Origin of the sequence: Variovorax sp. R-27, from assembly GCF_049913215.1 — a bacterium.
Classification (GTDB): Bacteria; Pseudomonadota; Gammaproteobacteria; order Burkholderiales; family Burkholderiaceae_C; genus Variovorax.
This window is the reverse complement of record NZ_CP183984.1, coordinates 5,627,227-5,646,912: the sequence shown is the minus strand read 5'-3', so window position 1 is coordinate 5,646,912 and position 19,686 is coordinate 5,627,227. Positions and strand designations below refer to the sequence as shown.

Annotated in this window: 21 protein-coding genes; 13 read left to right on the top strand and 8 right to left on the bottom strand. The window is 67.7% G+C overall.

The features are described from left to right. Positions 1-15 precede the first annotated feature (15 nt). The 3 genes from ACN9MV_RS26495 to ACN9MV_RS26485 are packed head-to-tail and all read right to left on the bottom strand — an operon-like array spanning position 16 to position 2,676. Positions 16-717, bottom strand: coding sequence for an SDR family NAD(P)-dependent oxidoreductase (locus ACN9MV_RS26495; protein ID WP_426390196.1), 702 nt, complete (start codon positions 715-717; stop codon positions 16-18). After that, entirely contained in the window at positions 707-1,678 is a 972-nt protein-coding gene (locus ACN9MV_RS26490; RefSeq protein ID WP_426390195.1) for a Bug family tripartite tricarboxylate transporter substrate binding protein, read from the bottom strand. Before ACN9MV_RS26490 ends, ACN9MV_RS26495 begins: the two co-directional genes overlap by 11 nt. 59 nt (positions 1,679-1,737) lie before the next feature. After that, on the bottom strand, positions 1,738-2,676 hold the full coding sequence (locus tag ACN9MV_RS26485; RefSeq protein ID WP_426390193.1) for a dihydrodipicolinate synthase family protein: 939 nt from the start codon (positions 2,674-2,676) through the stop codon (positions 1,738-1,740). A gap of 108 nt (positions 2,677-2,784) precedes the next feature. Here ACN9MV_RS26485 and ACN9MV_RS26480 point away from each other — a divergent pair, with 108 nt between their 5' ends. Then, on the top strand, positions 2,785-3,720 hold the full coding sequence (locus ACN9MV_RS26480) for a LysR family transcriptional regulator (RefSeq protein WP_093077630.1): 936 nt from the start codon (positions 2,785-2,787) through the stop codon (positions 3,718-3,720). A 5-nt stretch (positions 3,721-3,725) separates the two neighbouring features. Here ACN9MV_RS26480 and ACN9MV_RS26475 read toward each other — a convergent pair whose 3' ends face one another. After that, positions 3,726-4,397, bottom strand: a complete 672-nt coding sequence (locus tag ACN9MV_RS26475; RefSeq protein ID WP_097198134.1) for an RraA family protein — start codon at positions 4,395-4,397, stop codon at positions 3,726-3,728. Between the two features lie 30 nt (positions 4,398-4,427). Next, the gene (locus ACN9MV_RS26470) at positions 4,428-5,636 is read right to left on the bottom strand and encodes an aspartate transaminase (protein ID WP_426390190.1); all 1,209 of its coding nucleotides are present in this window, start codon (positions 5,634-5,636) and stop codon (positions 4,428-4,430) included. Between the two features lie 171 nt (positions 5,637-5,807). Between ACN9MV_RS26470 and nac the strand changes: the two genes are divergently transcribed. The 12 genes from nac to ACN9MV_RS26410 all read left to right on the top strand — a co-directional run bounded on the left by nac (position 5,808) and on the right by ACN9MV_RS26410 (position 15,777). Next, entirely contained in the window at positions 5,808-6,746 is a 939-nt protein-coding gene (gene nac / locus ACN9MV_RS26465) for a nitrogen assimilation transcriptional regulator NAC (protein WP_176928866.1), read from the top strand. 136 nt (positions 6,747-6,882) lie between these two features. Then, positions 6,883-7,311 carry an acetyl-CoA carboxylase biotin carboxyl carrier protein gene (locus ACN9MV_RS26460; RefSeq protein WP_426390189.1) on the top strand — a complete coding sequence of 143 codons (429 nt, stop codon included), beginning with the start codon at positions 6,883-6,885 and terminating at the stop codon, positions 7,309-7,311. A gap of 13 nt (positions 7,312-7,324) precedes the next feature. Further along, the gene (gene accC / locus ACN9MV_RS26455; RefSeq protein ID WP_093057355.1) at positions 7,325-8,677 is read left to right on the top strand and encodes an acetyl-CoA carboxylase biotin carboxylase subunit; all 1,353 of its coding nucleotides are present in this window, start codon (positions 7,325-7,327) and stop codon (positions 8,675-8,677) included. Then, positions 8,674-9,345, top strand: a complete 672-nt coding sequence (gene pxpB, locus ACN9MV_RS26450; protein WP_093077576.1) for a 5-oxoprolinase subunit PxpB — start codon at positions 8,674-8,676, stop codon at positions 9,343-9,345. Before accC ends, pxpB begins: the two co-directional genes overlap by 4 nt. Beyond that, the gene (locus ACN9MV_RS26445) at positions 9,342-10,325 is read left to right on the top strand and encodes a biotin-dependent carboxyltransferase family protein (protein ID WP_426390187.1); all 984 of its coding nucleotides are present in this window, start codon (positions 9,342-9,344) and stop codon (positions 10,323-10,325) included. The genes pxpB and ACN9MV_RS26445 overlap by 4 nt, the downstream gene beginning before the upstream one ends. A gap of 164 nt (positions 10,326-10,489) precedes the next feature. Next, positions 10,490-10,885: an acetyl-CoA carboxylase biotin carboxyl carrier protein gene (locus ACN9MV_RS26440; protein WP_426390185.1), complete on the top strand. Its 396-nt coding sequence runs from the start codon at positions 10,490-10,492 to the stop codon at positions 10,883-10,885. 21 nt (positions 10,886-10,906) lie between these two features. Further along, positions 10,907-11,671: a LamB/YcsF family protein gene (locus ACN9MV_RS26435; RefSeq protein WP_426390183.1), complete on the top strand. Its 765-nt coding sequence runs from the start codon at positions 10,907-10,909 to the stop codon at positions 11,669-11,671. 165 nt (positions 11,672-11,836) lie between these two features. After that, positions 11,837-12,589 carry an SDR family oxidoreductase gene (locus tag ACN9MV_RS26430; RefSeq protein WP_093057360.1) on the top strand — a complete coding sequence of 251 codons (753 nt, stop codon included), beginning with the start codon at positions 11,837-11,839 and terminating at the stop codon, positions 12,587-12,589. A gap of 37 nt (positions 12,590-12,626) precedes the next feature. Further along, positions 12,627-13,328, top strand: coding sequence for an amino acid ABC transporter permease (locus tag ACN9MV_RS26425; RefSeq protein WP_093057361.1), 702 nt, complete (start codon positions 12,627-12,629; stop codon positions 13,326-13,328). A gap of 12 nt (positions 13,329-13,340) precedes the next feature. After that, positions 13,341-14,099, top strand: coding sequence for an amino acid ABC transporter permease (locus tag ACN9MV_RS26420; protein ID WP_093057362.1), 759 nt, complete (start codon positions 13,341-13,343; stop codon positions 14,097-14,099). A gap of 53 nt (positions 14,100-14,152) precedes the next feature. Continuing rightward, positions 14,153-14,887 (top strand): amino acid ABC transporter ATP-binding protein, encoded by a 735-nt coding sequence (locus ACN9MV_RS26415; protein ID WP_093077570.1) that lies wholly within the window; start codon positions 14,153-14,155, stop codon positions 14,885-14,887. 47 nt (positions 14,888-14,934) lie between these two features. Beyond that, on the top strand, positions 14,935-15,777 hold the full coding sequence (locus tag ACN9MV_RS26410) for an ABC transporter substrate-binding protein (RefSeq protein ID WP_093057363.1): 843 nt from the start codon (positions 14,935-14,937) through the stop codon (positions 15,775-15,777). A gap of 16 nt (positions 15,778-15,793) precedes the next feature. Here ACN9MV_RS26410 and ACN9MV_RS26405 read toward each other — a convergent pair whose 3' ends face one another. From ACN9MV_RS26405 to ACN9MV_RS26395, 3 genes are read right to left on the bottom strand one after another with little or no spacing between them, the layout of a single operon-like run. Further along, positions 15,794-18,178: an LPS-assembly protein LptD gene (locus ACN9MV_RS26405; protein ID WP_093077567.1), complete on the bottom strand. Its 2,385-nt coding sequence runs from the start codon at positions 18,176-18,178 to the stop codon at positions 15,794-15,796. Between the two features lie 35 nt (positions 18,179-18,213). After that, positions 18,214-18,903, bottom strand: a complete 690-nt coding sequence (locus ACN9MV_RS26400) for a response regulator (protein WP_093057365.1) — start codon at positions 18,901-18,903, stop codon at positions 18,214-18,216. A 4-nt stretch (positions 18,904-18,907) separates the two neighbouring features. Continuing rightward, complete coding sequence (locus tag ACN9MV_RS26395) at positions 18,908-19,669, bottom strand: nuclease-related domain-containing protein (protein ID WP_307616688.1); 762 nt, start codon at positions 19,667-19,669, stop codon at positions 18,908-18,910. Positions 19,670-19,686: the final 17 nt, after the last annotated feature.

Here is a 19,686-nt window from a genome sequence, read left to right as displayed (position 1 = left end):
GAGAGCAAAAGACGTTCAGCGGTGCAGCGACGAGCCGCCGCAGATGGCGACGTCCTGCCCCGTGATGGCCGCCGCCGGCGGCGACAGAAGAAAGCCCACGAGCGCAGCGATTTCCTCGGGCTGGATCAGCCGGCCGATAGGCGGCATGCGCGGCGCGCTGCCCGCGCGGGCCGGGTCCTGCAGCATCGAGGTTTGCGTGGCGCCGGGCGACACCACGTTGACAGTCACGCCCTGGGCCGCGACCTCCGCCGCCCAGCTGCGCGCGAGCGCGATCAGCGCGGCCTTGGTCGCGGCGTACTGGCCGCGACCGGGCAGGCCCTGTGCGACGCGGCTGCCGACGAACACGACGCGGCCGTGTCCGCGCGCAGCCATCGCGGGCACGAGGGCATCGGCCAGCCGCGTGGCGGCGTCGACGTGCAGGCGCCACATGAGTTCGCCGCCCGCGTGGTCGAGCGCGCCCAGCGGGCCGACGCGCAGCACGCCGGCCGCATGCACCAGTGCATCGGCGTCCTGGAGCGCGGAGGCCGTGCGCGCGATGGCGTCGGCATCGCACAGGTCGACGGCTACGTGCACGAAGCCCGCGTGAGACAACGTGGGTGCGGCCAGGTCGAGCCCGCTCACGCGCCAGCCCGCTTCGAGCAACTGCGACGCAATGGCGCGGCCGATGCCTCCGCTGCTGCCCGTCACCACTGCATGCGGGGCAGCCTCATTCGACATGGATGTTGCCCTCCACGATGATCTTCTTCGAGCGCGCCATGTCGTCGGCCTGGAACTTCGCGAAGTCCTCGACACTGCCCGGCGTCAGCAGCAGGCCCTGCGCACCCAGCGTCTCGCGCATGTCGGTGCCCAGCGCCTTGTTGACCTCGGCATTCAGCCGCTGCGTGACGGCGGCCGGCAGCTTCGCCGGCCCCCACAGGCCATACCAGCTGTAGAACTCGTAGCCCGGGATGCTCTCGCCCACCGTGGGCACGTTCGGCAGGCTGGTGGCGCGCGTGGCCGAGGTGACGGCAATCACCTTCAGCATGCCGCTCTTGTGGTACTGCAGCGAGCCGAGGATGGGGTCGATGAAACCGTCGATCTGCCCGCCGATCAGGTCCTGGAACGCGGGCGCCGTGCCCTTGTACGGCACGATCAGGTAGTCGAGCCCGCCACCTGCGCGCTTGAGCAGTTCGGTCGACAGATGGCCGGCCGATCCGATGGAGCCCACCGCGAAGGTCATCTTGCCGGGGTGCGCCTTGGCGTACGCGATGAGCGACTTCACGTCCGTCACAGGCAGGTTCTTGTTGACGGCCACCGACAGCGGCGCCTTGGCCACCAGGGCCACGGGGGTAAAGTCTTTCACCACTTCGTAGGGCACCGCCTTCATGGTCATCGGCGCCGTCGTGAAGGTCGATGCGTTGAACAGCAGCGTGTAGCCGTCGGCCGGCGCCTTCGACACCACGTCGGCGCCGATGACGCCGTTGCCGCCCGCGCGGTTCTCCACGATGAAGCTCTGGCCCGTCTGCTCGCCGAGCTTCTGCGCCAGCAGGCGGCCGATGGTGTCGAGCGTGCCGCCCGGCGGAAACGGAATCACCATGCGCACCGGGCGGCTGGGCCAGGTCTGGGCGAAGCCGGCGGTGGATGCCGCGGCCAGCGCGAGGGCGGCCAGCGTGGCCCGCAGGAAATGGTTGCGTTGCATGTCTCTTGTCTCCTTGTGTTTTTTCATCGGGGCATCGCGGGTGTCGCGGCCCCGTGGGCTCAGCGCTTCGACAGGCCGGCCTGCTGCACGGCGGCGTGCAGCGCATCCATCTCGCGCGCATTCGGTGCTTCGGTCGGCGGGCGCACGGTGGCGTTGTCGAGCACGCCGGCCAGGAACATGCCGCCCTTCATGCGCGCGTGCGCCTCGCCGGTCGGCTCGCCGCCGCCGTACACCGCGTCTTTCAGCGGCGTGATGAGCGCCTGCACCGCCATCGCCTTCTTCAAATCGCCGGCCTTCACCGCGTTCCACAGGTCGATGATCAGTTGCGGAATGAAGGTCGCGAAGCCGACCAGCGCGCCGTCCACGCCCTGCACCATCGAGGCCAGCAGGTACTCGTCGTGGCAGGTCAGGATGGCCTTCGACGCATCGGCCTCGCGGATCGCCTGGATGTCGCGGGCGTACTTGTTCATGTCGCGCTGGCCTACCTTGAAGGCCTGCAGGTAGGGCAGGCGCGCCAGCTCGGCCAGCAGCTGCGACGAGTAAGAGGCGCGCGTCCAGGCCGGGTACACGTGGCAGACCAGGTCCAGCTCCGGCGCGGCGCGGTGGATGGCCTCGAAGTACTGCAGCGCATGGCCGGGCGTGAAACCGAAGCGCAGCCAGTGGTGCGGCGGCATCACGTCGAGCGCCACCGCGCCGGCAGCCTGCGCGGCGCGTGCATGCTCGGCAGCCTCGGCCAGGCCTTCGCACACGATCGACGAAATCACCGGCATGCGGCCGCGCAGTTCGTCGGCGACGATGCGCGTCACCTCGGCGCGCTCCGAGGGCGTCAGCGAAAACACTTCGCCGGTGTGGCCATTGGTCATGATCGCCACCACGCCGTCATGGCCGGCCAGCCACGAGGCCAGCTTGCGCAGCGCCGGCTCGTCGATGCGGTGGTCGGCCGTGAAGGGGCAGGAAATGGCGGGGATGATCCCGCGATAATTCGCGATGGAAGGCATGCTGTGTCTCCGTTGTGGTTCAAGGTGCAGGAATGGGTGCATCTTTTGCCGGCGGGGCGCGAGCCGTCCAATACTCGAATCGCATACAACTATTCAACTGCGCTGCGCATGGGCCCCGGCAACCGACCCCTCGACCTCGAATGGCTGGAAGATTTCCTGGCCCTGGCCGAGTCCGGCAATTTCTCGCGTGCCGCGCAGGCGCGCTCCATTGCGCAGCCCGCCTTCAGCCGCCACATCCGATCGCTGGAGGAGTGGGTGGGCGTCGACCTGTTCGACCGCAGCGGGCACCCGACCGCGCTCACGGCGGCGGGCAAGCGCTTTCAGCCCCTGCTGCAGGAAGTGCTCGCGGGCCTCGAAGCCGCGCGCATCAAGGCCCGCGCCGCGCACGACCTGGACGCCGCCAGCCTGAGCTTCGCCGCCACGCATGTGCTGTCGCTCACCTTCTTCCCGCGCTGGCTGGGCAGCGTGGAATCGCGCCTGAGCATGGGCCCGATCCAGACCGTTTCCGACAGCTCGTACGCCTGCGAAGACCTGATGCTGCAGCGCCGCGTGCAGTTCGTGCTGTGCCACGGACACGCAGGCGCACCGGGGCGGCTCGACGACACCGGCTACCCGGTCCAGCGATTGAGCGAAGACGTGCTGGTGCCCGTGAGCGCGCCCGATGCAAATGGCGCTCCGCTGCATGTGCTGGGCGCAGGCCAGTCGCCTTCCGTGCTGGCCTACAGCGATGCCTCGGGACTGGGCCGGATCATGCGGGCCATGCAGGACAGCGAATTCGGCAAGGACTTCGCTGCGTCGCTGTCGATCGTCTTCACGGCCCACCATGCCGCGCTGCTGCGCACCATGGCGCTCGAAGGCCGCGGCCTTGCGTGGCTGCCGATGAGCCTGGTGGCTGAAGACCTGCGCAGCGGCACGCTGGTCGACGCCGGCGCGGGCGGCTGGCGCGTGCCGGTGGACATCCGGCTGTACCGCCAGCAGGCGCACATGGCGCCGGTGGCGGAAGCGCTGTGGGCGCTGGTCAGCGGCGGCGCCTCAGGCGCCTGACCGCTTCAATTGGCGCAGCGTGCCTCGAGAGCATCGAGGAACGAGCGGTCCCAGCGTCCTTCCTTCATCGCCTGGATCGTGCGCGCTTCCGTCTCCAGGTGCGCGCGGGCCTTCTCGATCAGCAGCTCGGCCTCGTCGGGCGAGAAGGCCAGCAGCCCGTCCTGGTCGCCCACCACGATGTCGCCCGGGTTCACGATCATGCCGCCGACCGACACCGGCACGTTGATCTCGCCGGGGCCGTCCTTGTAGGGGCCGCGATGGTTCACGCCGCGCGCATACACCGGGTAGTCGCGCTCGCGGATCTCGGCCACGTCGCGGATGGCGCCGTCGAGCACCAGGCCCGCGGTGCCGATGGTCGCGGTATAGAACGACAGGATGCCGCCGATCACGGCGTTGGTGATGTCGCCGCCCGCATCGATCACCAGCACGTCGCCGGGCCGGCAGAACTCGAAGGCCCGCATCGGCGTGAGGTTGTCGCCGCCGCGCGTCTTCACGGTGACTGCCGTGCCCGCCATGGTCTTGTGCCCGGGGCGGTGGTAGGGCTGCAGGCCGACGCTGCCGATGTTGCGGTGCAGGTTGTCGCTGAGCGCGGCCACCGGAATGTCCTGCAGCGCGGCGATGATGGCCGGCGCCACTTGCGGGGCCGACGGGTTCTTGCGGATGGCTTTGTAGGGCATGACTGGTCCTTGTGAGTTCTTCGGCGCGCGTCAGCGCAGTGCGGCCACTGCACGGGCGATGCGCGTGCAGCCTTCTTCCAGCGTCTCGATCGACGTGGCAATGGAAAGACGGAAGTAGGGCGACAGGCCGTACGCGGTGCCCGCGACCACGGCAACGCCTTCGCTTTCGAGCAGGTACATCACCACGTCGCCGTCCTCGTTCAGGCGCTTGCCTTCGGGCGTGGTCTTGCCGATGAGGCCGCCGCAGTTGATGTACAGGTAGAAGGCACCGGGCGGCGTGGCGCAGCTGAGGCCGGGAATGTCGTTGATGAGCGCCAGCGTGCGATCGCGCCGCTGCTTGTACACGGCCACGCTCTCGGCCACGAAGCCCTGGTCGCCATTCAATGCAGCAGCCGCGGCCGCCTGGCTCACCGAGCAGCAGTTGCCGGTGGACTGCGACAGCAGCGTGTCCAGCGCCTTGATCAGGTCCACCGGGCCGGCCGCATAGCCGATGCGCCAGCCCGTCATCGCATAGGTCTTGGAGACGCCGTTCACTATCAGCGTGCGATCGCGCAGGGCCGGTGCCACCGAAAGGATGTGCGGCAGCGGCTCGCCGTCGAAGCGGATGTGCTCGTAGATCTCGTCGGTCATCACCATCACGTGCGGATGGCGTTCCAGCACTTCGGCCAGCGCGCGGTATTCGGCGGCCGTGTAGCTCGCACCGGTCGGGTTGCTCGGCGAATTGATCAGCAGCCAGCGCGTGCGCGGCGTGATGGCTGCCTCGAGCTGCGCGGGCGCGAGCTTGAAGCCCTGGGATTCGGGGCAGGCCACGGTAACGGGCGTGCCCTCGCAGGCGAGCACCATGTCGGGGTACGACACCCAGTAGGGTGCGGGAATGATCACCTCGTCGCCCGGCTCCAGCGTGATCGCGAAGGCGTTGTAGATCGCGCTCTTCGCGCCGCTGGTGGCGATGATCTCGTTCATCGCGTAGCGCAGGCCGTTCTCGCGTTCGAGCTTGGCGACGATGGCTTCGCGCAGCTCCACCGTGCCCGCCATCAGCGTGTAGCGCGTGGCGCCGCGCTCGATGGCGGCGGCCGCGGCCTGGCGGATGTGGGGTGGCGTGTCGAAGTCGGGCTCGCCCACCACGAGATTCACGATCGACTTGCCCTGCCTGCGCAGTTCGTTGGCACGATCGGCGGCCGAGGTGCTGGGCGAGGGCTTGATGCGCCGCACGCGGGCGGCAATGCGGGACGTGGTCACATGACTTCCTGTTCTTGCTGTGCAGAGGCTTGCATGGACCGAACGGTACGCACATCGAACAGCCGAGGCCAAGACGACTTTTCACTGGTTGTATAGGCGCAGCTTATGGTGAGCCCTGATACCGGCTGTGCAGGGCCGGTGCTAGGCTTGGCTTTTGCTTGGGGACAAGGCGTGAACCTGCGACGCCTCAAATATTTCGTGAAGATCGTGGACATCGGCAGCCTGACCCAGGCCGCCGAGGTCCTTTTCATCGCCCAGCCTGCGCTGAGCCAGCAACTGGCCACGCTCGAGGGCGAAGTGCGCCAGCAACTGCTGGTGCGCACCAAGCGCGGCGTGACGCCCACCGAAGCCGGCAAGGTGCTGTACCGCCATGCGCAGATCATCCTGCGCCAGTGCGAGCAGGCCCGCGTCGACATGGAGGCTGCGGGCGAAGGGCTCTCCGGTCAGGTTTCCGTGGGGCTCGCGCCCGGCACGGCGGCCTCGGCACTCTCTTTGCCGCTGCTGCGCACCGTGCGTGCGCGCCACCCGGGCATCCTGCTCTACCTGAACGAGAACTACGGCACTACGCTGAGCGAGCTCATCATGAATGGCCGCATGGACCTGGCCGTGCTCTATGGCGACAAGGCGATTCACGGGCTCACGTTCTTGCCGCTGCTCAAGGAGCCGCTGTTCCTGGTCGGCCCCGCATCGATGCCGGCGCCCTCGCAGCCTGTGAAGCTGGCCGACCTGCGCGACATCGAACTCTTTTTGCCGCGCCCGTACAACGTGGTGCGCAAGCTGGTGGATGCGGCCTTCGTGCGTGCGGGCATGGTGCCGCGCGTGGTGGCGGAGATCGAATCGGCCTTTACCCTCACTGCGGCCATTGCCGACGGGCTGGGCGCCACCATCCTGCCGGCGTCGATGGCGCGCGAGGTGGTCGCGAGCTGCGGGGCCTGGCAATTCCCCATCGTCGACCCGGTCATCGAGGCGCCGCTGGCGCTGTGCCAGTCCGACCACCTGCCGCTGTCCGAGCCCGCGCAGGCAGTGAAAGACATCCTGCTCGAACTCGTGGTCGACCTGGCCCGCACTGTCGCATCGACGCCTGAACCTGAGCTCGCCGCCTTGTCTTGAACTGATGGGCCGCCCGTCATAAGGCGCCCTTATCCCGGCACAGCCAATCCGTCTTTGGCTTCGGGCTCGCGGCCCGTTACCTTTCATGCATGCCGTCACGCGTTCGCGGAATGCGTCGGCCATCACAGCCATCGGCATGAAGCAGGAACAGATCAAGACGCTCATCGACGCTTTGGCCGCATCGGACCTGGCGGAACTGGAGTACAGCGAGAACGGCAGCACGCTGCGGCTGGTGAAGCTGTCGGCGCTGGGCGTCGCAACTGCCGTGCGAAGCCCGTCCGCTGCACGCAAGGCTCCGCGACAGGCCCTGGAAGAAACAGCGGCAGTTGCCAGCACCGAGTGCCTTGCACCGCTGTTCGGCGTGGTGCACCTGCAGCCCGCGCCCGGCGAGCCGCCCTTCGTGCAACCGGGGCAGGTCGTCGAGGCCGGCCAGCTGCTGTGCGTGATCGAGGCGATGAAGATGTTCAACGAAGTCCGCGCCGACCGTGCAGGCACCGTGCAGCAGGTGCTCGTGCATTCGGGCCAGGAAGTGGAAGCAGGGCAGCCCCTGTTCCGCTTCGGTTGAGGAGACACGCGCGATGTTCGACACCGTGCTCATTGCCAACCGGGGCGAAATCGCCTTGCGCATCCAGCGCGCCTGCCGGGGCCTCGGCCTGCGAACGGTGGTCGTGCACTCCGAGGCCGACCGCGACGCGATGTACGTCGCGCAGGCCGACCAGGCGTTGTGCATCGGGCCCGCGGCGCCGCGCCTGAGCTACCTCAACCAGTCCGCCATCCTGTTCGCCGCCGAGGTGAGCGGCGCACAGGCCATTCATCCCGGCTACGGCTTTCTCTCGGAGAACGCGGGCTTCGCCGCGCGTGTCGAGCAGGCCGGCCTCGTGTTTGTCGGCCCCAGCGCCGCCTGCATCCGCACCATGGGCGACAAGGTCTCGGCCAAGCGCGCGATGCGCAAGGCCGGCGTGCCCTGCGTGCCCGGTCCCGACGAGGCGCTGCCGGACGACCCGGCCGCGGTGCTGGCCCTGGCGCGCGACATCGGCTATCCGGTGATCGTGAAGGCCGCGGGCGGCGGCGGCGGGCGCGGCATGCGCGTGGTGCACGAAGAGGCCGCACTGCTCGATGCCATGGCGCTCACGCGCGAGGAAGCGCGCCAGGCCTTCGGCAACCCCGAGGTCTACATCGAGAAGTTCCTGCTGCATCCGCGTCATGTCGAGATCCAGGTGCTGGCCGACAGCCACGGCAACGCCGTGTGGCTGGGCAGCCGCGACTGTTCGCTGCAGCGCCGCCACCAGAAGGTGATCGAGGAAGCGCCCGCGCCCGGCATCGACGACGCATTGATGGCCGAGGTGGGCGAGCGCTGCGCGGCCGCGTGCCGGCAGATCGGTTACTGCGGCGTAGGCACCTTCGAGTTTCTCTACGAGAAGGGCGCGTTCTATTTCATCGAGATGAACACGCGCCTGCAGGTGGAGCACCCGGTGACCGAGATGACCACCGGCATCGACATCGTGCAGCAGCAACTGCGCATGGCGCTCGGCGAGCGCCTGTCGCTGGCGCAGGCCGACGTGCGCTGCCAGGGCCATGCCATCGAGTGCCGCATCAATGCCGAGAACCCCGACACCTTCGCGCCCGCGCCTGGCCGCATCACCGGCTGGCAGGTGCCTGGCGGCTTCGGCGTGCGCGTCGATTCGCACGCGGGCGCCGGCTACCGTGTGCCGCCGTACTACGACTCGATGATCGCCAAGCTCATCGTGCACGGCGACACCCGCGCCGATGCGCTCGATCGCATGCACCTGGCGCTGGCCGAGACGCATGTGGAAGGCATTGCCACCAACGTGCCGCTGCACCGCGCGCTGCTGCGCGACGACGGCTTTGCCGCCGGCGGCGTCGACATCCATCACCTCGAACGCTGGCTGCAGCAAAGGAGCGCGGCGTGAGCGCACAGGCATCCCGTACCGAACCGTCCATCAGTCTTCTGGGCACCACGGCGTTGCTGTTCGAAGCGCCCGGCGACATGAACCTGCCGTCTCAGCAGCGCATCTGGGCCCTGGCGCACGAAGCCGAGAGCTGGCCCGAAGTGCGCGAGGCCGTGCCGGGCATGAACAACCTGATGCTCACCTTCACGCGCGCGCCGCGCCATCTCGATGCGCTGTGCGAGCGCCTGTGCGACGCCTGGAGCGCTGCCACCGCCGTGCCGCGCGAAGGCCGCGTGGTCGAGCTCCCCGTGGTCTACGGCGGCGAGGGCGGCCCGCACATGGCCGACGTGATGGCGCACACGGGCCTGAGCGTCGAGGCCATCGTCGAGCTGCACAGCGCGCCGCTCTATCCGGTGTATGCACTCGGCAGCCATCCCGGCTACTGCTACCTGGGCGGCATGGACCCGCGCATTGCCACGCCGCGGCGCAAGACGCCGGTGCTGAGCATCCCGGGCGGCGCGGTGTCGATCGGCGGCGCGCAGACGGGCGTGTCGGCATCGGCCGGCCCCAGCGGCTGGAACACCATCGGCAGCACCTCGATGGTGTTCTTCGACCCCGCGCAAGATCCGCCCGCCATGCTGCAGCCGGGCGACATGATCCGTTTTCGCGTGGAGGGCATCGTCCGATGATCGAAATCCTTTCGTCCGCCGCGCTCGCCACCGTGCAGGATCTGGGCCGCACCGGCAGCCTGCGCTGGGGCGTCGGCACCTCGGGCGCCATGGACAACCTGGCGCTGGCCGCCGGCAACCTGCTGCTGGGCAACGCGCTTGGCGCGGCTGCCATCGAGGTGCCGGTGTTTCCGTTCAAGGTGCGCTTCGACGAAGACTGCGCCTTCGCACTGACCGGCGCCGACTGCGCAGCCAAGCTCGACGAGCAACCCCTGCTGCCCTGGTGGGTACATCAGGCACGCGCCGGCCAGGTGCTCACGCTGGGCCTGCCGCAAGGCGGTGCGCAGCGCGGCAGCCGCGCAGTGTTGTGCGTGGCCGGCGGCATCGACGTGCCCGAGGTGCTGGGCTCGCGCAGCACCCAGCTGCGCGGTGCCTTCGGCGGGCATGAAGGGCGCGCGCTGCGCCGTGGCGACGTGCTCCGCGCAGTCGACGCAGGCAACGCGTGCCGCACCGGTTTCGGCCTGGTGCCGCCCGCGCTCGCACTGCCGCTGGAGCGCGATGGCGTTGCCGCCGTACGTGTGCTGCCCGCTGCCGAGTACCTGGCCTTCGAGCCGACTTCGCGCGAAGCCTTCTGGGCCGGCGAATGGAAAATCACCTCCCAGAGCGACCGCTACGGCTACCGTCTCGACGGTGAGGCGCTGCGGCCCATTGCACCAATGGAACTGCGCTCCCACGGCATCGTGCCCGGCGTGATCCAGGTGCCGCACAACGGGCAGCCCATCATCCAGATGCGCGACGCCCAGCCTTCGGGCGGCTACCCCAAGTTCGGCACCGTGATCGAGGCCGACATGTGGCGCCTCGGCCAGGCGCCCATCGGCAGCCGCATGCGCTTCATCGAAACCACCTGGGACGAAGCCCTGACCGCGCTCGACGAAGTGCGCGCGTGGCTCGACAAGGTGGCGCGCGTGGTGGAACTGCATCGGGGGGCGCCTCATGTCTGAGATTCGTTGTTCAGGGCGCTCATGTGGCCGGCACCACGGCAGCGCCCATTGTGCGAAGAGCACCGGGTGCTCCCCGCAGCGAAATAAAGGAGGAGCCGAAGGCGGGGGACATTCGCGGAGGGGAGTACCCGGTGTTCTTCGCACGCATCCCGGAAAGAACTGACATGCAGGAAACCACACTGCGCACCCCACAGCTGGCCGCCTGGCTGGCAGGCACCGACATAGGCCTGCTTGAACTGCGCACGCCACAAGGCACTCTGCGCCTCGGAAGGCAGGGCGACGAAATCATCGAACTACCGGATGAAGAAGCCGAGCCCGAACTCCTGGCAATCCGCGCCCCCTCGCTCGGCGTATTCCTGCATAGCCACCCGCTGGCCACCACACCACTGGTGCGCACCGGCCGGCGCGTGGAAGCCGGCCAGACCATCGGCCTGTTGAAGATCGGCCCGCTGCTGCTACCCGTGACCGCACCGCAAGCCGGCATCGTCGACAGCATCCACGCGGCCGATGGCCTCGCAGTCGGCTACGGCGCCCAACTGTTCGACCTGCACCCCCTCTGACGAACGAGACAAGGATTCACGATGGACATCGATCTGAATGCAGACCTCGGCGAAGGCTTCGGCCCCTGGCGCATGGGCGAGGATGAAGCCCTGCTCGACATCGTCTCCTCCGCCAACGTGGCCTGCGGTTTCCACGCGGGCGACCCGGTCATCATGGACCGCACCGTGCGCATGGCGCGCCAGCGCGGCGTCGACGTCGGCGCGCACGTGGGCTTTCCCGACCTCATGGGGTTCGGGCGCCGGCCGATGCAGATGGAGACGAAGGAACTGGTGGCATACGTGCTCTACCAGCTGAGCGCGCTGGAGGGCATGGCCCGCACCGCCGGCCACCGCATGACGCACATGAGCTTCCACGGTGCGCTCGGCAACATGGCCGCGGCCGACGCCGCGCTGGCCGAACCGCTGGTGCGCGCCGTGGCCGATTTCGATCCCTCGCTCACCGTCAGCACCTCCGCCAGCCGCGCCATCGAAGGTGCGGCCGAGCGCTGCGGCCTGCGCGTGCGCACCACCTTCCTGGCCGATCGCGCCTGTGGCGACGACGGCCTGCTCGTGCCGCGCAAGCTGCTCGGCGCGGTCATCCACGAGCGCGACGCGGTGCTGGCGCGCGTGCGCCAGCTTCTCGAAGAGGGCACCGTCACCAGCAGCACCGGCAAGAAGATCCCGATGCGCGTGCATTCGATCCTCCTGCACGGCGACACGCCCGGCGCCGTCGACCTGGCTCGCGCCGTGCGTGGCGTGGTCGAGCAAGCGGGGCGCGTGGTGCCCATCTCAAAACAATCAACCTGATGCATCGGGGCACGAACATGGTGCTTACCCTTACTCATATGCACAGATGCCGGGCGACATAAGGGGGGCTTATCGCTCCACAGTCAATCCGTCTTGGCGCCACTCGAAGGCGCTGGCTACAGTGAAATCCAGGCAGTCATCTGCCCCTTAACGAAAGAACCCGATATGCCGTTTTCCGACTACAAGACCGCGCTGGTGACCGGAGCCTCTTCAGGCATCGGCGCCGCCGTCGTCGAACGCCTGAGCAAGGAAGGCCTCAAGGTCCACGCGCTTGCGCGCAGCGCCGACAAGCTGGCCGACCTGGCCGCGCGCACCGGCTGCATTCCGCACGCCATCGACGTGAGCGACCTCGCCGCCGTCACGCGCCTCGCGAAGGAAGTCGAGTTCGACGTGCTGGTCAACAACGCCGGCGTGGACCGCCCCGGCTCCATCCTCAAGGCCGACGCCGAAGGCATCGACCTGCTGGTGGACGTCAACCTGCGCGCCGTGCTGCACCTGTGCCGGCTCGTGGTGCCCGGCATGGCGGCGCGCGACCGCGGTCATGTGGTGAACATCAGCTCCATTGCCGCGGCCTACAACTTCGGCGGCAACAGCACCTACCACGCGACCAAGGCGGCCGTGAGCATGCTGTCGCGCCAGCTGCGCATCGACTGCTTCGGCAAGCGCGTGCGCGTCACCGAAATCTGCCCGGGCCGCGTGGCCACCGACATCTTCGCGCACGTGCACGGCGACTCCGAAGACACCTACAAGCGCTTCGTCGAAGGCTATGAACTGCCGCAGGCCGAAGACATCGCCAACGCCATCGCCTTCGCCATTGCTGCGCCCATCGCGGTGAACGTGGGTCACATGGAAATCACGCCCACGCTGCAGGTGCCCGGCGGCCTCTCGACCACGCGGCCGGAAACGCCGCGCGACTGAGCCCCAGCTCCATGCACGCCACGCAAAGGAACAGCGCATGAAGGACTTCGACCTGCTGGCGATCCTGCTGAAGCCGGAGTTCGGCGACATGCTGCTGCACGGCCTGCTGGAGACGCTGAAGATCGCGGCCGGCTCCTGGCTGCTGGCGATGACCATGGCCGTCGTGCTGCTGGTGGTGCGGCTCACGCCGAACCGCATTGCCGAGCGCATCGTGGCCGGCTATGTCTCCTACCACCGCAACGTGCCCACGCTGGTGCAGCTCATGTTCTGGTACTTCGGCATCTTCAGCCTGCTGCCCGATGCGCTGCAAGGCTGGCTGTCGGTGCACAACGCAGAGAGGCTGCTGTCGATCGTCGCGCTCGGCCTGTGCCAGGCCGCCTACTTCAGCGAAGACATGCGCTCGGGCCTGCGCGCCATTCCGTCGGGGCAGGCCGAGGCCGCGCGCGCGCTCGGCCACGGCTACATCGGCTCGATGCGCCACGTGATGCTGCCGCAGGCCATCCGCAACGCGGTGCCGGCACTGGTGAACCACAGCGTTTCGCTCTTCAAGAACAGCAGCCTGGCCATGGCCATCGGCGTGGCCGAGCTGACGCACGCGGTGAAGGAAATCGAGAGCCAGAGCTTTCGCACCTTCGAGGCCTACAGCGTGGCCACCGTGCTGTACCTGGTGTGCTCGCTGCTCATCATGGCGGTGGGCGGCTGGCTGTCGCGGCGCTATCGCATCGTCGGTGCACGTTAAGCAGGAGCCACGATGTTCAGCGTCTACGAAATCCTCCGCGACAACTGGCTGCTGCTGCTGGTCGGCCAGTACCCGACCGGTCCGCTCGGCGGCATCGTCGCCACCCTGATCCTGTCGGTGCTCGGCATCGTGCTGGCCTTTCCGCTGTCGGTGCTGCTTGCGCTGGCACGGCTCTCGCCATGGCGCCTGCTGCGCTGGCCCGCCACCGTGCTGGTGTACGTGGTGCGCGGCGTGCCGCTGCTCATGGTGATTTTGTGGGTCTACTTCCTGGTGCCCATCCTCATCGGGCGCGAGGTGTCGGGCTTCACCACCATGCTGTGCACGCTGGTGATCTACGAAGGAGCCTACCTCTCGGAGGTGGTGCGCGCCGGCATCCAGTCGCTGCCCAAGGGCCAGAGCGAGGCGGCGCGCGCGCTCGGCCACAGCCACCTGGGCACCATGTGGTTCGTGATCCTGCCGCAGGCGCTCTACAACATGCTGCCGAGCATGCTGAGCCAGTTCATCTCCACCATCAAGGAGACCACGCTGGGCTACGTGATCAATGTGCAGGAACTCACCTTCGCGGCCAACCAGATCAACAACCAGCTGCTGACCAAACCGTTCCAGGTGTTCTTCATCCTGGCGATGACGTACTACGTGGTCTGCTTCAGCCTGACGCAACTGGCGCAATGGCTGGAGCGGCGCATCGCGCACAAGCGGCTCGGCGCCGCGCCTGTGAAGGCCGCCGAAGACGGCGTGCCGCTTCCAACCCCTGTGGTGACCCAGCCATGACAACGCCCGCTCCACACCCCGCAGGGCGGCCCGCTGCCGCCAAGGACGACACCATGATCCTGTTCTCGAACATCAACAAGTGGTACGGCGACTACCAGGCGCTGGCCGACATCAATGCCGAGGTGAAGAAGGGCGAGGTCGTCGTGGTCTGCGGGCCCTCGGGCTCCGGCAAGTCCACGCTGATCCGCACCGTGAACCGGCTGGAAGAAGTGAAGTCGGGGCAGCTGCTGTTCGACGGCCACGACATCCATGCGCCCATGGGCAGCGCGGCGCTGAACAAGCTGCGCAGCCGCATCGGCTTCGTGTTCCAGAGCTTCAACCTGTTTCCGCACCTGTCGGTGCTGGAGAACATCATGCTGTCGCCGATGCGCGTGCTCGGCGTGAAGCGTGCCGACGCGAAGGCCAAGGCCGGGCAGCTGCTCGAACGCGTGGGCCTGTCGAACAAGGCAGGTGCGTACCCGGCGCAGCTCTCGGGCGGCCAGCAGCAGCGCGTGGCGATTGCCCGCGCGCTGGCGATGGAGCCGCCGGCCATGCTGTTCGACGAACCCACCAGCGCGCTCGACCCCGAGATGGTGGGCGAGGTGCTGTCGGTGATGCGCGGGCTTGCCAACGACGGCATGACCATGATGTGCGTCACCCACGAAATGAACTTCGCCCGCGAGGTGGCCGACCGCGTCTGGTTCATGGACGCGGGCCGCATCCTGGAGAAGGCCGACCCCGAGACCTTCTTCGGCAGTCCGCAGCATCCGCGCGCGCAGCGCTTCCTGTCGGACCTGCGCGCGCATTGAGTCCAGTCCCCGTCGTTCACTTTTTCGCAATCTCCCAGGAGCTCACCATGTCGAACAAGACCGTCTTCCGCCTCGCCATTCTTGGCACCTGTCTCAGCGCGGCCTCGCTGCTCGCGCACGCCGACCAGTGGAGCGACATCAGCCAGCGCAAGGAGCTCAAGTGCGGCACCTTCGCCGACGTGCCCCCCTTTGCGGCACCCGACCCGAAGACGCGCGAGATGGTGGGCCACGACGTCGACCTGTGCAATGCGCTCGCCAAGGAGCTCGGCCTCACCGCCAAGGTCACGCCGCTGTCGGTGGAGGCGCGCGTGCCCGAAGTGAAGCTCGGCCGCGTCGACGTGACCATCGCCAACCTGGCCTACACCAAGAGCCGCGGCGAGCAGATCCAGTTCAGCGACCCGTACTACGTGGCCAAGGAAATGCTGGCCGTCAAGGCCTCCGACCCCGGCACGGCCAAGGCCGACTTCAAGGGCAAGCGCCTGAGCTCGACCAAGGGCTCCACCTCCGAGATGTCGATCAAGATGAACGGCTCGGAACCGGTCACGTTCCAGGACACCGGCTCGGCCTTCATGGCGGTGCAGCAGAACAAGTCGGTCGGCATGGTCGCCAACACCATGACCATCACCAAGCTGGTCAACCAGTCGAAGACCGAAGGCGTCGCGCTGAAGATGATCAAGGACCCGATGGTGCTCCAGCCCATCGGCATCGGCATGAAGAAGGACGAGCCCGTGCTGCTGTCCAAGGTGAACGCTGCCCTCTACGCGCTGGAGAAGTCGGGCGAGCTCGACCGCCTCTGGGCCAAGTGGCTGGGCCCGAACACCGAATACAAGATGGTGCGCGAAGAGAAGGTCACGCCGCTGGCCGACCTGAAGTTCGAACTGCTGCCCTGAACCGACCTGAAGCCCCTCAGTCGTAGTTCGTGAACCGGCTCGGCTCCTGCGTAGGGGCATTCAACGGCTGATAACCCTGAATGTTCTGCAGCAGCGTGCTCGTCGGGTTCGAGCCGACGTTGCCGAAGCCGTTGAACTGGATCTGGAACATCAGCCGTGTGTCGGGCGTCGTGCGGCCCGACACGAGGCGCTCGAGCACGACGCGGCCCACCCAGCAGCAGGCGTTGTACTCCGCGCCGATCAGGCTGTCGGACATCGCGTGGTCGTGCAGGCTGTAGCTCAGCCGCCCCACCGCATACCAGCGCCCCGGGTCCGTGGGCGACTTGTTGCCGAAGAGGCCTCTCGTCAGCTCGCTCAGCGGCCACTGCCAGTTGAAGTCCACCGTCTTCGTGCCGTCGTCCGCGGTTGAGCTGCTGTCTGCCTGGTAGCGGAAGGCCGCGGTGAGCGTGTGGTACGGCGCAGGCGTGTAGCGCAGCGTGAGCGCGTCGCGCGAGCTCTTGCCGGTATCCATGTTGTATTGCGCGATGCCGTCCACGCTCCACTTCGGGTTCCAGTGCACCAGCCCACCGACGATGAAGTCGCCCGTGCGGTCGGTCACGGCGGTGCCGCTGGGCAGCGTGACGTTCTGGTCGCTGAAGCGAAAGCGCTGCGCGATGCCGAAGCGCGCCGACTCGGCACCGGTGGTGGGGTCGATCAGGCGCGTGCTCACGCCTGTGGTCAGCGTGTTGGTGTCCGAAACGCGGTCGTTGCCAGAGAACGCGTTCTCTGTATAGAGCGTGGCAAAGCTGATGTCATTGGCGGCCGTGTCGTACACGGGCAGCTGGCTCTGGTCGCGGTAGGGCGTGTGCACGTAGAAGGCGCGCGGCTCCAGCGTCTGACGCCATGCGCGCCCGAAGAGGTTGGTGTCGCGCTCGAACACCAGACCGCTGTCGAGGCTCACGGTCGGCACCACGCTGGTGATGGAGGTCGCGCCGCTGGCCAGCGCCGAATCGAGCTGGTAGGCGGCGGTGTGCAGCAGCAGCTTCGGAATTACGTAGCCGCCCGGTGTGACCCACGGTCGGCTGATCTGCAGGTTGCCGACCATGCGCTCGCCGTTGGGCTGCTTGATGCCGTTGAGCGTGGGCGAGTAGGCCGAATCGATCTCGAAGCGTGTGTAGTCCAGCGTGCCCGACACGTCGAAGCCGTGCCAGTCGTACTTGTTGTAGTTGGCCGTGATCTGCGGCACACGGTTGTACGAAGGCGTGATGGGCGAGGCCGCGTACTGCAGCGTCTGGTAGGCGAGGGTGCGCGCCTGGCCGCTCCAGTCGCCCTTGGTCCAGTTGAGGTCGAACTCGTTGGTGAGCGTGCGCGAGGTCAGCGTGGGCGTGTGCGAGAAGTCGCGCCAGTAATCGTCGTCGCTCACGCGGTTGATGTTGAACGAGGTGCTGAGCGAATCGAGCCCGAAGGGCTTGGGATCCAACTGCTGGTTGTGCTGAGCCCACAGGCCCCAGCGGTTGATGCCGCGCAGGCTGTCGCTGGGCATCTCGTCCACGCGGATCTGGCCGCTGTAGGTTTTTTCGAGGTAGCGGAACTCGGTGCCCAGATTCACGCCGCGGCTGGTCATGATCTCGGGGTACAGCGTGAGGTCGCGGTTGGGAGCGATGTTCCAGTAGTAGGGCTGCAGGTACTCGAAGCCGTTGGTGGTGTCGTAGCCGATCACCGGCGGCAGCAGGCCGCTCTGGCGTGCGTTGCTGAGCGGAAAGCTCACCGACGGTATCGAGGGCGTGGTCACGCCGAGGAAGCTGATCTGCGCATCGGTGGCGGTCGCGAGGTTGGTATCGGTGTCGGTGGTCATCGTGACCGCCGTGAGCATCCACGCAGGCACCCAGCTCGAATAGTTCTCGCGCAGGCAGGTGGTGTAGGTGGCGTGCCGCGCGATCGACACCTTCGGGTCGACGAAGTCGATGCGATCGGCCTCGCCATGCCCACCATTTGCCAGCAGCGTGTAGCGCACGTGGTTGAAGAAGCCCTCGAAGCTCTCGACCTTCAAGTGCAGCTCGGGGCCTTCGTACACGTTGCCGGCCTGGTTCAGGTGCACGTTGCCTGTGGCCGTGGCCAGGTCGCCCGGCGGCTGGTATTCGAGCCGGTCAGCCGTGATGCGCGTGTCGCCGCGCCGCAGCGAAGCATTGCCCTCGACCACCACTTCGAGGTCGGGCCGACCGCTGAGCTTGTCGCCGTCGACCAGGCTCGGGCGCGTGCTGCGCTCGGTTGGTGCGATGGTCTCCGCGAGCTCTGGCGTGCGGCGCAGCGTCATCGGCGCCTCGGTCCATGTTTCCTGTGCCGGGGCCGTTTGCGCGCGCAGCAGAAGCAGCGACAGCAACACCATCGGCGGCCGCGGAAAACCGCGCCAGCGTAATTTCATGTGAGAGGATTTCCAGGAAGCAAGCGGGCGTCGGGTCAGGCGTCTTGCCTGGCCTGCGATTCCCATGCAAAGCCGACGCCATAGACCGAGCGGATCCAGTCGTGCTCGGTCGAGACGGTGGCGAGCTTCTTTCTGAGGTTCTTGATGTGGGTGTCGACCACGCGTTCGTTGACGTCGAGCGCCTCCGGGAACGCGGCTTCGAGCAGCTTCGAGCGCGTCAGTACCCGCCCGGGCTCCTGCGAAAGCGCGCGCAGCAGCAGCGACTCGCGGCGCGTCAGGGGCAGGTAGTGCCCGTCGAGAATCGCGCAGCCGCGCACGGCCCCGAAGGTGATCGGCACCGAAGGCCGCGCGACGATGCGGCGCTGCGCATAGCGCCGCAGCACCGTGTGGATGCGCACCACGACTTCTCTCGGAGAAAAGGGCTTGCACACGTAGTCGTCCGCGCCGAGCTCGAAGCCGCGCAGCCGGTCGGCCTCGTGCGCGAGCGCCGTCAGCATGATGATCGGGTGGTCGCTGCGCGCGCGGATCTTCTCCAGGATCTGCAGGCCGTTGACGTGCGGCAGCTGAACGTCGAGCAGGGTGAGCGCGGGCGGCGAGGTCAGGATGCGATGCAGCGCGACCGCGCCGTCGTCGATGTGGTCGACCTCGTGCCCGGCGCGATGCAGTTCGTCCAGCAGCACCGACGCGGCGTCGCGCCCTTCCTCCACCAGCAGGATCCGGCTCATCGCGTCATTGCAGCTTCAGGACGCCCGGATGCGCCGGCCTGACCGGGGCCTGCGCGCTCTTTTCGCGACTGTTCCTCATGTGGTCGTCGACCGTCAGGTTGCCCTGCAGGCCGGTCAGCAGCCGCAGCGTGCGGTCGATGGCGTTGTCGTCGAGCATCGGATAGCCCTGCTCGGTGCGCCCGTTGTTGCGCGCCACGCGCGCGATGTAGGGCAGGTCCTGCGGCGTGATGACGACGGACGGCATCACGCCCTGCAGTTCCACGCCCTCGAACGGCAGCAGCACGAAGTACTGCACCCGCAGGTCGGGCGGCAGCAGGCTGCGCAGGTGCGTGGTCTTGCGACCGCACTGCCAGGCCGGGTCTTTCACCTCGCGCGCCAGCGAATGCCCGTTCTGGCGCAGGAACCAGCGTGGCAGCGCCTGGGCTGCGGTCTTGCGATACACCACTGCGTTGCGCCAGCCCTTCACCTCGAACAGGTACACGCCGGCCTCGCACACCAGTGCCACGTCGAAGCGCGCCGTAGGCACGGCGCTGCCTTCGTACATGGGGATGACGAGATCCCGCAGCACATGCATCCGATCGAATGCGGGCTGGAACGCACTGACGAGTTGCTGGATGGCCAGCGTGGTCGCCGTGGTGTTGTTCGCTTGCTCGCCGTCCGCCGGGCACGCGCGGCGCACGGGTGCGGCAGTGTCGGGCTTCGGGTGTCCGTGGCCGGCCAGCTTCAGCACGGGGCGGGTGGGGACTTTATGCAAGGCAGTGGTCATGTAAGGCTCCTTCGAAC